Raw genomic sequence first — 12164 nt, 5'->3', positions numbered from 1 at the left:
GGCGCGTGTGGCGGGTCTCGCACAACTTGGCGGCGGCACGCGCGGCGTCTATGCAGGGCCGAACCTTTTCCAGCCGGATCAGCCCCATGACCGTCATGCCGCGCCCGTCCATCCTCTCGGTCGAGCCTTATGTCGGCGGTGAGTCGAAGGTGCCGGGGGTCAACCGCATCATCAAGCTGTCCTCCAACGAGGGCGCCTTCGGCCCGCCGCCCGGCGCCATCGCCGCCATCACCCAGGCGGCGAAGGAGGCGCATCGCTACCCCGATGGCGGTGCGACGGCGCTGCGTGAGGCGATCGGCGCCCGCTTCGGCCTGGACCCGGCGCGGATCGTCTGCGGCAATGGCTCGGATGAGATCCTGACCCTGCTGATCCTGGCCTATGGCGGGGAGGGGACGGAGATCGTCATGTCCGCGCATGGCTTCCTGATGTACGACCTGGCCGGCCGCTGGGCCGGTTGCCGCGTCATCAAGGTGCCGGAGAAGGATCTGCGGGCCGATGTCGATGGGCTGCTGGCCGCGGTCGGGCCCCGGACGAAGCTGCTGTTCCTGGCCAATCCGAACAACCCGACGGGCAGCATCCTGCCGCAATCGGAGCTGGTGCGGCTGCGCCGGGGCCTGCCGGGCGATGTGCTGCTGGTTCTGGACAGCGCCTATGCGGAATATGTGACGAAGCCGGATTACGACCCGGGCCAGGCGCTGGTCGATGCCGGCGACAACACGGTGATGACGCGCACCTTCTCCAAGATCTATGGGCTGGGGGGCATGCGGCTGGGCTGGTGCTATGCGCCGGCCAATGTGGTGGATGTGCTGGGCCGGGTGCGCGGGCCGTTCAACGTCTCCGGCGCCGCCATGGTGGCCGGCATCGCGGCGCTGGCGGAGCCGGGCTGGATCGAGGCCTCCGTCGCCCACAACACCGAATGGCGCGGCAAGGTGGCGGCGGCGCTGGAAGCGGCGGGCCTCAAGGTCTGGCCGAGCGAGGGCAACTTTCTTCTCGTCGATTTCGGCGTGGCGGAACGTGCCAAGGCAGCGGATGCGCATCTGCGCTCGCGGGGGCTGATCGTGCGCGCCATGGGGTCCTACGGCCTGGCGCCCTGCCTGCGCATCACCATCGGCACCGCCGAGGAATGCCAGATGGTGATCGAGGCGCTGGGCGAATTTACCCGAAATGGCTGAGCCTCTGTTCGATCGGCTCTGCCTGCTCGGGGTCGGCCTGATCGGTTCCTCCATCGCCCGCGTGGCGCGGGCGCGAGGCGACATCGCCCGCACCGTGGTGGCGCATGCCAAGACGCCGGCGACGCTGGACCGGGTGCGGGAACTGGGCATCGCCGATGTGGTGGAGGCCGATGCGGCGAAGGCCGTGCAGGGCGCCGATTGCGTGGTATTCTGCGTGCCGGTCGGCGCCTATGCCGGGGTGATGGCGCAGGTCGCGCCGCATCTGAAGCCCGGCGCCATCGTCACCGATGTCGGCTCCACCAAGATGAGCGTGTACCGGGATTTGGCGCCCCTCACGCCCAAGGGCGTGCATCTGGTGCCGGCGCATCCGATGGCCGGCACCGAATTCTCCGGCCCCGATGCCGGCTTCGCCGAGCTGTTCCAGGGCCGCTACGTCATCGTCACCCCGGTGGCGGAGACCGACCCGGCGGCGGTGGAGAAGGTGCGGGAGATGTGGCGCCGCGCCGGCAGCATGATCGAATGCATGGACCCGGCGACGCATGACAAGGTGGTGGCCATCGTCAGCCACCTGCCGCACCTGCTGGCCTTCACCATCTGCTCCACCGCGGACGACCTGGCGGAGGAGACGAAGGAGGCGGTGCTGAAATTCGCCGCCTCCGGCTTCCGCGACTTCACCCGCATCGCCGCCAGCGACCCCACCATGTGGCGCGACATCTTCCTGAACAACCGGGAGGCGCTGCTGGAAATGCTGGCCCGCTTCACGGAGGATGCGCAGGCACTGGGCCGCGCCGTGCGCTGGGGCGAGGCCGGCTTCATCGAGGACCGCATCCAGCGCGGCCGCAAGATCCGCACCGGGCTTATCGAACGCAAGCAGGCCTGAGGCGAAGCATGGCCAAGCAGGCAGCCCCGGAAAAGCCCAACCGCAGCACCCTGCTGGCGGTGGAGGACATGGACTTCCTGCTGCGCGACGAGATGCGCGCGGCGCGCTTCGGCATGGAGTACCTGAAGGCGGAGCTGGCGCTGCGGGACTGGGGCGTACGCTCCACCGTCGTGGTCTTCGGCAGCGCCCGGGTGCCGAGCCCGGAGGAGGCGCAGCGCACGCTGAAGGCGGCCCGCAAGCCGGAGGCGCGCCGGCTGGCGCAGGAACGGCTGGCCTTCGCCGCGCATTACGACAAGGCCCGCGCCTTCGCCCGCATTGTCAGCCTGCGCGGTGGCGCGCTGGCGGAAAGCGGCGCGCCACGGGACAATGTGATCGCCACCGGCGGCGGACCCGGCATCATGGAGGCCGCCAATCGCGGCGCCGCGGATGTCGGCGCGCCCTCCATCGGCTTCAACATCACCCTGCCGCATGAGCAGGCGCCGAATGACTATTCCACCCCGGCGCTGACCTTCCGCTTCCACTACTTCGCCATGCGGAAGATGCACCTGGCGATGCGGGCCAATGCGCTGGCGGTGTTCCCCGGCGGCTTCGGCACCTTCGACGAGCTGTTCGAACTGCTGACCCTGGTGCAGTCGCGCAAGGCGTCGCCGCTGCCCATCGTGCTGTTCGGCAGCGCCTATTGGAACGAGGTGGTGAACTTCGAGGCGATGGCCCGGCACGGCATGATCGCCAAGTCGGATCTCGACCTGTTCGAGGTGGTGGACGAGCCGGAGGAGGGCTGGGCCGCCCTGGTGCGCCGCGGCCTGCGCGCCCACACCCCGCCCGCCGAGCGGCCGGAGGCGCCGCCGCCGCCGAAGCGCGCGCGCCCGCGGAAGTAGAAGCTGCTTCCCCTACCGTCGCAGCACCAGCACCGCCGCCAGCCCCTGCAGCGCCAGCGTCACCCACAGCGCCGCCTCGGCGCCGCCGGATTCGCGGAACAATCCGAAGGCGGCCGGGGCGAAGGCGTATAGTGCCTGGTTGATTGCCTGCATCAGCGCCACCACCCGCCCCACCTCGGCGGCGGGGAATTCCGCCTGGGCGATCAGCGGCGGCAGCGACAGCAGGTTGCCCACCCCCATCCCGAACAGCGCGCAGCCGGCCAGCAGCAGCGGCACCGACCCCTCCGCCGAGGCCAACGCCAGGCTGCCCGCCATCTGCACCGCGAAGGTGGCCGCGGCCGCCCAGCGCCGGCGGGCGCCGGCCGGCAGCACCCAGGCCGTGACGGTGCGGCCGACGAGGGCGAATACCGTGACCAGCGCCATGGCCAGCCCCGCGCCGCGGACGCCGAGCGCAGGCAGCAGCAGCGACACCAGATGCGTCACCAGCCCCATCTGCGCGAACAGCCCGATGGCGAAGGCGAGGGACAGGCCGCGGAAGACCGGGTCCCGCAGCAGGGCGGCGCGGTCGCGCGCCGGGGCGGGCCTTGCCGGGGCCTCGGGCGGGGCGGCCAGTCCATCGGCATGCTGGCCGAACTCCGCCGGCGCGCGCGCCAGCACCCGCCCGGCCAGCGGCCAGGCCACCGCCAGCAGCAGCGCCGCCACCACGGCGGTGGCGCTGCCGAAGCCGAAGCCGGCGATCAGCCAGGCCCAGAACGGGGTCATCAGGATGCCGCCGACGCTCGCCCCGTTGAAGGCCATGGCCAGCGCCGCCGGCCGCCGGCGGTCGAACCAGGGGCTCAGCATGGCGTTGATCGCCGCCCCGCTGGTCAGCGCCCAGCCCACCCCGGTCAGGGTGGCCGCGCCGAACATCATCCAGGACTCGGCGCCGAATCCCCAGCCGAGCAGACCGGCGGCGGAGGCCAGGGCGCCGCCCCGGGTTACCGCCGCGATGCCGAAGCGGCGGTGCATTTCCGGCAGATTGGCGACCAGGGCGGCGGCCACCAGGAAGTGCCAGGTGACCGCGGCCGAAAGCAGGCCTACCGTCCAGCCGCGGCTTTCTACCAAAGTGGCAATGTAGACGCCGGGCCCATAGAAGCCGATTCCCCAGGCGAAGACCGCGAGCGCAAAGGCGCCCGCCACCACCCTCCAGCCCCGGAATCCGCCTGTCATGCGCCGATCCTGGCGCCCTCCGGCGGCCCTGGGAATGCCATCTGCGGCACGGTCTTGCGCCGGAGATGTGTTGCCGCAACGCAATACGCATGCTAAGGCGCCGCCGCCGCATAAAGGGGGCGGTCACAACTGCCCCCCGGACCCGCGTGCCGCTATTCACGCTCCGACCAGAGACAGGACCGGGATCCCCTTGGCCTCCGAAGCGACCAACGTAACCTCGGCCTCCACCCAGGCCCCGAACCCCACCGGGTTGTCGGAGCGCTATGCGCTCGCGCTGCTCGGCATCGTCGATGACCTGCGCGCGACGGAGCCCGGCGCCGCCGACCGTATCGCGGGGGATCTCGACACGTTGTTCCGCCTTTGGCAGGACGACGCCGGCTTCCGGTCCTTCGTGGCCGATCCCCGGTATGACTCCACCGAGCAGAAGCGCGCGGTCTTCGCGGTGCTGGAACGCGTCGGCATCGGCATGGAAGTCCGCAACCTGCTGGGCGTGATGATCGTCAACCGGCGCCTCGCGACGCTGCCGGCGGTCGCTGCCAGCTTCGGTGCGCTGCTCTCCGCCCGCCGCGGCCAGCAGATCGCCACCGTCTCCACCGCCCATGGCCTGTCCGACACGCAGCGCTCGCAGATCGTCGCGCGGCTGACGGAGGCCGGATATTCCGGCGTGCAGCTCAAGGAAAACGTGGACCCGACCCTGCTGGGTGGTCTCGTGGTCCGCATCGGCTCGCGCCTCTATGACAATTCTCTCAAGTCCAAGCTGCAGCGCCTGCAGTACGCCATGAAGGGGGCCGCCTGATGGATATCCGTCCTGCCGAAATCTCGGAGATCCTGAAGGCTCAGATCTCCGGTTTCGACGCCGAAGCCAATGTCGCCGAAGTCGGCACCGTGCTGACCGTGGGCGACGGCATTGCCCGCGTCTTCGGCCTGCAGAACGTGATGGCCGGTGAGCTGGTGGAATTTCCCTCCGCCGGCATCAAGGGCATGGCGCTGAACCTCGAGACCGACAATGTCGGCGTCGTCATCTTCGGCGATGACCGCGGCGTGAAGGAAGGCGACACCGTCTCCCGCACCGGCGAGATCGTGGACGTCGGCGTCGGCAAGGGTTTTCTCGGGCGCGTCGTCGATGCGCTGGGCAACCCGATCGACGGCAAGGGCCCGATCGCCATCGAGAAGCGCATGCGCGTCGAGGTGAAGGCCCCGGGCATCATTCCCCGGAAGTCGGTGCATGAACCGATGCAGACCGGCATCAAGGCGATCGACGCCCTGATCCCGATCGGCCGTGGCCAGCGCGAACTGATCATCGGTGACCGGCAGACCGGCAAGACCGCCGTCATCCTGGACACCATCATCAACCAGAAGGTGGCGAACGACGCCGCCGGGGCTGATGACAGCAAGAAGCTGTTCTGCATCTACGTCGCCATCGGCCAGAAGCGCTCCACCGTCGCCCAGTTGGTGAAGACGCTGGAAGAAAACGGCGCGATGGAATACTCCATCATCGTCGCCGCCACCGCGTCCGACCCGGCGCCGATGCAGTTCCTCGCCCCCTACACGGGCTGCACGCTCGGCGAATACTTCCGCGACAACGCCATGCACGCGGTCATCTTCTACGACGACCTGTCGAAGCAGGCCGTCGCCTATCGCCAGATGTCGCTGCTGCTGCGCCGCCCGCCGGGCCGCGAAGCCTATCCGGGCGACGTCTTCTACCTGCACAGCCGCCTGCTTGAGCGCGCGGCCAAGATGAACGACGAGTTCGGCGCCGGTTCGCTGACCGCGCTGCCGGTCATCGAGACGCAGGCCGGCGACGTCTCCGCCTATATCCCGACCAACGTGATCTCGATCACGGACGGGCAGATCTTCCTGGAGACGGAACTGTTCTTCAAGGGCATCCGCCCCGCCGTGAACGTCGGCCTCAGCGTCTCCCGCGTGGGTTCTTCCGCGCAGATCAAGGCGATGAAGCAGGTGGCCGGCAAGATCAAGCTGGACCTGGCGCAGTACCGCGAGATGGCGGCCTTCGCGCAGTTCGCCTCCGACCTCGATGCCACCACCCAGGCCCTGCTGGCCCGCGGCGCGCGGCTGACGGAGCTGCTGAAGCAGCCGCAGTACAAGCCGGTTCCGGTCGAGGAGCAGGTGGTGGCGATCTTCGCCGGCACCCGCGGCTACCTGGACAAGGTCGCCTTGAACAAGGTCGGCGAGTTCGAGCGGCAGTTGCTTTCGGGCCTGAAGTCGCAGTCCCCCGAGATCCTGGCCTCGATCCGTACCGACCGCGAGATCAAGAAGGACACCGAGGCGAAGCTCGTCGCCTTCCTCGATGCCTTCGTGAAATCCTTCGGCTGAGATAGAGCGCAATGGCCAGCCTCAAGGCACTTCGCGCGCGCATCACCTCGGTGAAGAGCACGCGCAAGATCACGCAGGCGATGAAGATGGTCGCGGCTGCGAAGCTGCGCCGCGCCCAGTCGCAGGCGGAGGCCGCGCGCCCCTATGCGGAACGCATGGAGCGCATGCTGGCCTCGCTCGGCGCCTCGGTCGCCGGCAGCCCGGACGCACCGAAGCTGCTCGTCGGCAGCGGTGCGGAACAGGTGCATCTGCTGGTCGTCGTGACCGGCGATCGCGGCCTGGCCGGCGCCTTCAACACCAATGTCGGGCGCTTCGCGCGCAGCCGCATCCGTGAACTGGAAGCGGCCGGCAAGACGGTGAAGGTGCTGTCGGTCGGCCGCAAGGGCGCCGCCTACCTGAAGCGGGAATTCGCCAACCGGATCGTCGGCGAGATCTCGATGGCCGGCAAGAAGCGCGTCGAATTCGCGGATGCGCAGGAGATTGCGCTGCGGATCACGGCGATGCTGGAAGCCGGCGAGTACGATGTCTGCACGCTGGTCTACAATCGCTTCCGCAGCGTCATCAGCCAGGTGCCGACGGCCCAGCAGATGATCCCGACCATGCTGCCCGAGGTTGGCGCGACCGACGCACCGGCCGCCGGCGGGGCGCAGGCGCTGTACGAATACGAGCCGAACGAGGAGGAAATCCTCGCGACGCTGCTGCCGCAGAACCTGGCGATCCAGGTCTATCGCGCCATGCTGGAAAACTCCGCCGGCTTCTTCGGCAGCCAGATGACCGCGATGGACAACGCCACGCGCAATGCCGGCGAGATGATCAACAAGCTTACGCTGAACTACAACCGCACGCGACAGGCCAACATCACCCGGGAGCTGATCGAGATCATCTCCGGTGCTGAAGCTGTCTGACCAGGGAATTGGCACGATGAAGAACAACGTCGGCAAGGTTTCGCAGGTTCTGGGCGCCGTCGTGGACGTGCAGTTCCCGGCCGAGCTGCCTGCCATCCTGAACGCGCTGACCCTGAAGATCGAGGACCGCACCCTGGTTCTCGAGGTCGCGCAGCACCTGGGTGAGCGCACCGTCCGCACCATCGCCATGGACACCACGGACGGCCTGGTCCGTGGCACCGAGGTGGTGGACACCGGCGCCGGCATCTCCGTGCCGGTGGGCAACGAGACGCTGGGCCGCATCCTGAACGTCATCGGCGAGCCGATCGACGAGCGTGGCCCGGTCGGCCACAGCAAGACCTACACCATCCACCGCGCGGCGCCGTCCTTCGAGGACCAGGCGACCTCGGCGGAAATCCTGGTGACGGGCATCAAGGTGATCGACCTGCTCGCCCCCTACATCAAGGGCGGCAAGATCGGCCTGTTCGGCGGCGCCGGCGTCGGCAAGACCGTCACCATCCAGGAACTGATCAACAACATCGCCAAGGGCCATGGCGGCGTGTCCGTCTTCGCCGGCGTCGGCGAGCGCACCCGCGAGGGTAACGACCTGTACCACGAGATGGTGGATGCCGGCGTCATCAAGCTGGGCGAGAACGGCTCCACCGAAGGCTCGAAGGTGGCGCTGGTCTACGGCCAGATGAACGAGCCGCCGGGCGCGCGCGCGCGCGTCGCGCTGTCTGGCCTGTCCATCGCGGAATACTTCCGCGACGAGCAGGGCCAGGACGTGCTGTTCTTCATCGACAACATCTTCCGCTTCACCCAGGCCGGTGCGGAAGTGTCCGCGCTGCTGGGCCGCATCCCCTCCGCGGTGGGCTATCAGCCGACGCTGGCGACCGACATGGGCGCGCTGCAGGAACGCATCACCTCGACGAAGAAGGGCTCCATCACCTCGGTGCAGGCCATCTACGTGCCGGCGGACGACCTGACCGACCCGGCGCCGGCCACCTCCTTCGCCCACCTCGACGCCACCACCACGCTGAACCGCTCCATCGCCGAGCTCGGCATCTTCCCGGCGGTCGACCCGCTGGACAGCACCAGCCGCGCCATGGACCCCCGCGTGGTGGGCGAGGAGCACTACCGCGTGGCGCGCGAAGTGCAGCGCATCCTGCAGACCTACAAGTCGCTGCAGGACATCATCGCGATCCTGGGCATGGATGAGCTGTCCGAGGAGGACAAGCTTGTCGTCGCCCGCGCCCGCAAGCTGCAGCGCTTCCTGTCGCAGCCCTTCCATGTCGCGGAAGTCTTCACCGGCTCGCCGGGCGTGTTCGTCAAGCTCGAGGACACGGTGCGTTCCTTCGCCGCGATTTGCGCCGGCGAGTATGACCACCTGCCGGAAGCCGCCTTCTACATGGTCGGCACGATCGAAGACGCCGTGAAGAAGGGCGAGACCTTGAAGGCTGCTGCGTAGCAGCGTCTTTGATCGTTTGGTTTTCCTGCCCTCAAACGCCGGGCGCCGCCTCCGGCGGCTTGGCTTCGCCGCGCAACCGTTGCGCGAGAGGCCAGGCCTGTTGGGCGGCGCCGACCGCCGAGCGGCCGGAAACTGCTAGGTTGCGATCGGTCGGCCAGGCTTGGTCTGCCGGTTTTGAGGAGCGCGCGTGATGGCCACCTTCCAGTTCGAACTCGTCTCGCCCGAGAAGCTGCTGCTCAGCCGCGCGGTGGAGATGGCCGTGCTGCCGGCCGCCGAAGGTGAGATGGGTGTGCTGCCCGGCCACGCGCCGATGATCGTCACGCTGCGCGGCGGCGTCATCGCGGTGACCGAGAACGGCCAGGTGACGGAACGCCTGTTCGTCGGCGGTGGCTTCGCCGAGGTGACGCCGGGCCGCTGCACCGTGCTGGCCGATGAAGCGACGCCGGTCGGCCAGCTTTCCAAGGCCGCCGCCGAGACCCGGGTGCGGGAGGCCGAGGCCGCCTACACCGCCGCGGCCATGGACACGCCGGAGAAGCGCGATGCCACAATGGCCCGCCTTCTCTCCGCTCGCGCCATGGTGCTGGCTGCCGAGGCCGCCTGACGGCTTGAATCCGGCGCCCCGTCGTCGAACATTAACGTCGCCGCCGCCGGCCCGTTCGCCGCGGCGTGCGTACGCGTAATGACTGGGCGGGATGCAGGATGAAGCACTGGCGTATCGAGCAGGTGGGCTGGGACGCATTCGACCCCAGCCGGCTCGACCCCGAGATCATCCCACTGGTCAAGGCCGCCGCGATGGTCGAGCGGAATGGCGACGACTACGCGCTGTACCTGCAATCCGTCTTCCATGACGACCCGGACTTCCACCAGGCCGCCGCCCATTGGGCGGAGGAGGAGGTCCAGCACGGCGACGCGCTCGGCAAATGGGCGATGCTGGCCGATCCTTCCTGGGATTTCGAACGGGCCTTCGCCCGCTACCGCGAAGGCTACAAGATCGACGTCAAGGCGGACGCCTCGATCCGCGGGTCCCGCACCGGCGAACTGATCGCCCGCTGCATGGTGGAGACCGGCACCAGCAGCTACTACACCGCGCTGGGCGAAGCGACCGAGGAACCGGTGCTGAAGGAGGTCTGCCGCCTGATTGCGGCCGATGAGTACCGGCACTTCAAGCTGTTCTACGACCACATGCGGCGCTATCTGGCGCGCGAGAACCTGTCCTTCCCGCGCCGCCTGCGCGTCGCGGCCGGCCGGATCGGCGAGAGCGAGGACGACGAACTCGCCTTTGCGTTCCACTGTGGTAACGAAGACGTCAGCACCCCCTACGATCATGACCGCTGCATCGCCGGCTACATGGGCCGCGCAATGAACTACTATCGCTTCCGGCACATCGAGCGGGGCATGAGCATGGTCTTCAAATCGGTGGGGCTCCAGCCGCGCGGCCGGCTCGCCGCGCTCGCGGCCCGGGGCGCCTGGCGGCTGTTGGCCTGGCGCCGCAACCGCTACGCGGCGCAGCTTGCCCGCGCGCCGCGGGGTGCCGCCGACAGCCGCCCCATGGCGGCCTGAGCTTGTCGTTCACCCGCCGGGCGCTCAGCCCGCTTCTGCTGGCGCCGCTGGCAGCGCGGGCAGCCATGGGCCAGAGCTTCACCCCCGGCAGCGCGCCGGACCAGCCGTTGGCGCAGATCGCCCAGGGCCGTGGCTACACCTACGGCTGTGCCGTCACCGCCCGGCTGATCGCGGAGGAACCGGATTTCGCCGCCCTGGTCGCCCGGGAGGCCGGGCTGCTGGTGCCGGAATACGAGGCGAAGTTCGACACGCTGCAGCCCGAACAGGGCCGCTTCGACACCGGGCCGCTGGACGCGCTGCTGCGCTGGGCGGAGCATTTCCGCAAGCCGCTGCGCGGCCACGCGCTGATCTGGCACAACGCCCTGCCGGATTGGGTGCCGCCGGTCCTCGCCGAAAGCCGCGCCCGCGCCCAGGGCGTGATGGAGGCGCATTTCGACCATGTGCTGGCCCATACGCGGGAGCGGATCCGCGACTGGGACGTGGTGAACGAGCCGATCGCCAACCCGCCGGGAAGCGACGTGCCGGAACCCCCAGGCAACAGCGGCGACCTGCGCGACAGCCCTTGGCTGCGCGCCCTCGGTCCGGATTACGTGGCCATCGCGCTGCGCGCCGCGCGCCAGCGGGACCGGACGCTGCGCCTGACCCTGAACGATTACGGCGTGGAGGCGGACAGCCCTCCGGCGGAGGAGAAGCGCCGCCGCCTGCTGCGCCTGCTGCGGTCGCTGCGTGACCGCAACGTGGCGCTCGATGCCGTCGGTATCCAGGGCCACCTGCAGATGCGGGAGGCGTTCAGCCCGGCCATCTTCAGCGCCTTCGTGAAGGACATCCGCGCGCTCGGCCTGCAGGTGCTGATCACGGAGCTGGATGTGCGCGAGGTGAAGCCGCCGGTGGGCGATTTCGTCGCCCGCGACTCGGCGGTGGCGCAGCGCGTCCACGCTTTCGCCTCCGCCGCCTTCGAGGGCGGCGCCCGCACGCTGCTGACCTGGGGCATCAGCGACCGCTGGTCCTGGCTGCATCGCGAACAGACGGTGGCGCTGGACCCCGGCGATGTGCATCGCGGCCTGCCTTACGACTGGGAGCTGAACCGCAAACAAATGTGGCGCGCTCTGGCGCGTGCCTTCCTGGGCCAGGGCGTCGGCTGAGCGTTGCCGGTCCGGCGTAGTAGCCGGGCCTGGGAGTGCGCCGGAAAGGGAGCTAGACCATGATCCGCAAACACGGATCATGGTCTAGCCTTTGCTGAGAGGGTGATTCACCGCTACGGCGATTCCGCCTTCGCGGATCACGCTCTAGGCGCCGAAGCGGGCGAATTCGCGAACCAGATCCTCATAGATCGCCCGCTTGAAGCTGACCGCCAGCCCCGGCAGTTCCGCCAGCGCTGCCCAACGCCAGGCATCGAATTCCGGATGCGGGTCCGCATCCAGGCGGATGTCGGAATCCTGCCCGGTAAAGCGCAGCGCGAACCATTTCTGGCGCTGGCCACGGTACTTCCGGGCGATCCGCATGGCCTGCAATTCGGGCGGAAAATCGTAGCTCAGCCATTCCGGATGCTCGGCCAGGATCTCGGCGCGGTCGGTGCCGATTTCCTCGGCCAGTTCGCGGAGCACGGCGCGGCGCAGGTCCTCACCCGCATCGATGCCTCCCTGCGGCAGCTGCCAGCCGCCGGCGGCGCCTTCGGCATTGGGCATGTCGGCGCGACGGGCCACCAGCACCTGGCCGGCGGGGTTGAACAGCAGCGCGCCGACATTGGCGCGATAGGGAAGCAGGGTCATGCGCGTCTTG

The 12164-nt window shown here is 69.0% G+C and carries 12 protein-coding genes; 10 read left to right on the top strand and 2 right to left on the bottom strand.

Annotation, left to right across the window (positions count from 1 at the left end):
- Nucleotides 1-86: 86 nt before the first annotated feature.
- The 3 genes from hisC to HB662_RS10385 are packed head-to-tail and all read left to right on the top strand — an operon-like array spanning nt 87 to nt 2930.
- Nucleotides 87-1172, top strand: coding sequence for a histidinol-phosphate transaminase (gene hisC / locus HB662_RS10395; RefSeq protein ID WP_168049662.1), 1086 nt, complete (start codon nt 87-89; stop codon nt 1170-1172).
- A complete protein-coding gene (locus HB662_RS10390; protein WP_168049661.1) occupies nt 1165-2052 on the top strand; it encodes a prephenate/arogenate dehydrogenase family protein in 888 nt (295 codons plus the stop codon). Before hisC ends, HB662_RS10390 begins: the two co-directional genes overlap by 8 nt.
- 8 nt (nt 2053-2060) lie before the next feature.
- The gene (locus HB662_RS10385; RefSeq protein ID WP_168049660.1) at nt 2061-2930 is read left to right on the top strand and encodes an LOG family protein; all 870 of its coding nucleotides are present in this window, start codon (nt 2061-2063) and stop codon (nt 2928-2930) included.
- Between the two features lie 12 nt (nt 2931-2942).
- Here HB662_RS10385 and HB662_RS10380 read toward each other — a convergent pair whose 3' ends face one another.
- Entirely contained in the window at nt 2943-4139 is a 1197-nt protein-coding gene (locus HB662_RS10380; protein ID WP_168049659.1) for an MFS transporter, read from the bottom strand.
- 190 nt (nt 4140-4329) lie between these two features.
- Between HB662_RS10380 and atpH the strand changes: the two genes are divergently transcribed.
- From atpH to HB662_RS10345, 7 genes are all read left to right on the top strand, one after another.
- The gene (gene atpH / locus HB662_RS10375; RefSeq protein ID WP_245185568.1) at nt 4330-4935 is read left to right on the top strand and encodes an ATP synthase F1 subunit delta; all 606 of its coding nucleotides are present in this window, start codon (nt 4330-4332) and stop codon (nt 4933-4935) included.
- Nucleotides 4935-6473 carry a F0F1 ATP synthase subunit alpha gene (gene atpA / locus HB662_RS10370; RefSeq protein ID WP_168049657.1) on the top strand — a complete coding sequence of 513 codons (1539 nt, stop codon included), beginning with the start codon at nt 4935-4937 and terminating at the stop codon, nt 6471-6473. The genes atpH and atpA overlap by 1 nt, the downstream gene beginning before the upstream one ends.
- Nucleotides 6474-6484: 11 nt before the next feature.
- Nucleotides 6485-7378: a F0F1 ATP synthase subunit gamma gene (locus tag HB662_RS10365; protein ID WP_168049656.1), complete on the top strand. Its 894-nt coding sequence runs from the start codon at nt 6485-6487 to the stop codon at nt 7376-7378.
- A 16-nt stretch (nt 7379-7394) separates the two neighbouring features.
- Nucleotides 7395-8825 (top strand): F0F1 ATP synthase subunit beta, encoded by a 1431-nt coding sequence (gene atpD / locus HB662_RS10360; RefSeq protein WP_168049655.1) that lies wholly within the window; start codon nt 7395-7397, stop codon nt 8823-8825.
- 190 nt (nt 8826-9015) lie between these two features.
- Nucleotides 9016-9426: an ATP synthase F1 subunit epsilon gene (gene atpC, locus HB662_RS10355; protein ID WP_168049654.1), complete on the top strand. Its 411-nt coding sequence runs from the start codon at nt 9016-9018 to the stop codon at nt 9424-9426.
- A gap of 98 nt (nt 9427-9524) precedes the next feature.
- Nucleotides 9525-10385 carry a ferritin-like domain-containing protein gene (locus tag HB662_RS10350; RefSeq protein WP_168049653.1) on the top strand — a complete coding sequence of 287 codons (861 nt, stop codon included), beginning with the start codon at nt 9525-9527 and terminating at the stop codon, nt 10383-10385.
- Nucleotides 10386-10387: 2 nt separating this feature from the next.
- Nucleotides 10388-11527, top strand: coding sequence for an endo-1,4-beta-xylanase (locus HB662_RS10345; RefSeq protein ID WP_245185567.1), 1140 nt, complete (start codon nt 10388-10390; stop codon nt 11525-11527).
- Nucleotides 11528-11671: 144 nt separating this feature from the next.
- Here HB662_RS10345 and HB662_RS10340 read toward each other — a convergent pair whose 3' ends face one another.
- Entirely contained in the window at nt 11672-12154 is a 483-nt protein-coding gene (locus HB662_RS10340; protein ID WP_168049652.1) for an RNA pyrophosphohydrolase, read from the bottom strand.
- Nucleotides 12155-12164: the final 10 nt, after the last annotated feature.

This window comes from Falsiroseomonas frigidaquae, from assembly GCF_012163145.1.
Classification (GTDB): domain Bacteria; phylum Pseudomonadota; class Alphaproteobacteria; order Acetobacterales; family Acetobacteraceae; genus Falsiroseomonas; species Falsiroseomonas frigidaquae.
The sequence above is the reverse complement of the archived record's forward strand: the minus strand, read 5'-3'. Positions and strand labels throughout refer to the sequence as shown.

What these genes read in the sequence shown, in the direction of transcription:
- HB662_RS10385 (WP_168049660.1), top strand. Translation starts at nt 2,061, where the DNA reads ATGGCCAAGCAGGCAGCCCCGGAAAAGCCCAACCGCAGCACCCTGCTG.
- HB662_RS10365 (WP_168049656.1), top strand. Translation starts at nt 6,485, where the DNA reads ATGGCCAGCCTCAAGGCACTTCGCGCGCGCATCACCTCGGTGAAGAGC.
- HB662_RS10350 (WP_168049653.1), top strand. Translation starts at nt 9,525, where the DNA reads ATGAAGCACTGGCGTATCGAGCAGGTGGGCTGGGACGCATTCGACCCC.
- atpA (WP_168049657.1), top strand. Translation starts at nt 4,935, where the DNA reads ATGGATATCCGTCCTGCCGAAATCTCGGAGATCCTGAAGGCTCAGATC.
- HB662_RS10380 (WP_168049659.1), bottom strand. Translation starts at nt 4,139, where the DNA reads ATGACAGGCGGATTCCGGGGCTGGAGGGTGGTGGCGGGCGCCTTTGCG.
- hisC (WP_168049662.1), top strand. Translation starts at nt 87, where the DNA reads ATGACCGTCATGCCGCGCCCGTCCATCCTCTCGGTCGAGCCTTATGTC.
- atpD (WP_168049655.1), top strand. Translation starts at nt 7,395, where the DNA reads ATGAAGAACAACGTCGGCAAGGTTTCGCAGGTTCTGGGCGCCGTCGTG.
- HB662_RS10390 (WP_168049661.1), top strand. Translation starts at nt 1,165, where the DNA reads ATGGCTGAGCCTCTGTTCGATCGGCTCTGCCTGCTCGGGGTCGGCCTG.
- atpC (WP_168049654.1), top strand. Translation starts at nt 9,016, where the DNA reads ATGGCCACCTTCCAGTTCGAACTCGTCTCGCCCGAGAAGCTGCTGCTC.
- HB662_RS10340 (WP_168049652.1), bottom strand. Translation starts at nt 12,154, where the DNA reads ATGACCCTGCTTCCCTATCGCGCCAATGTCGGCGCGCTGCTGTTCAAC.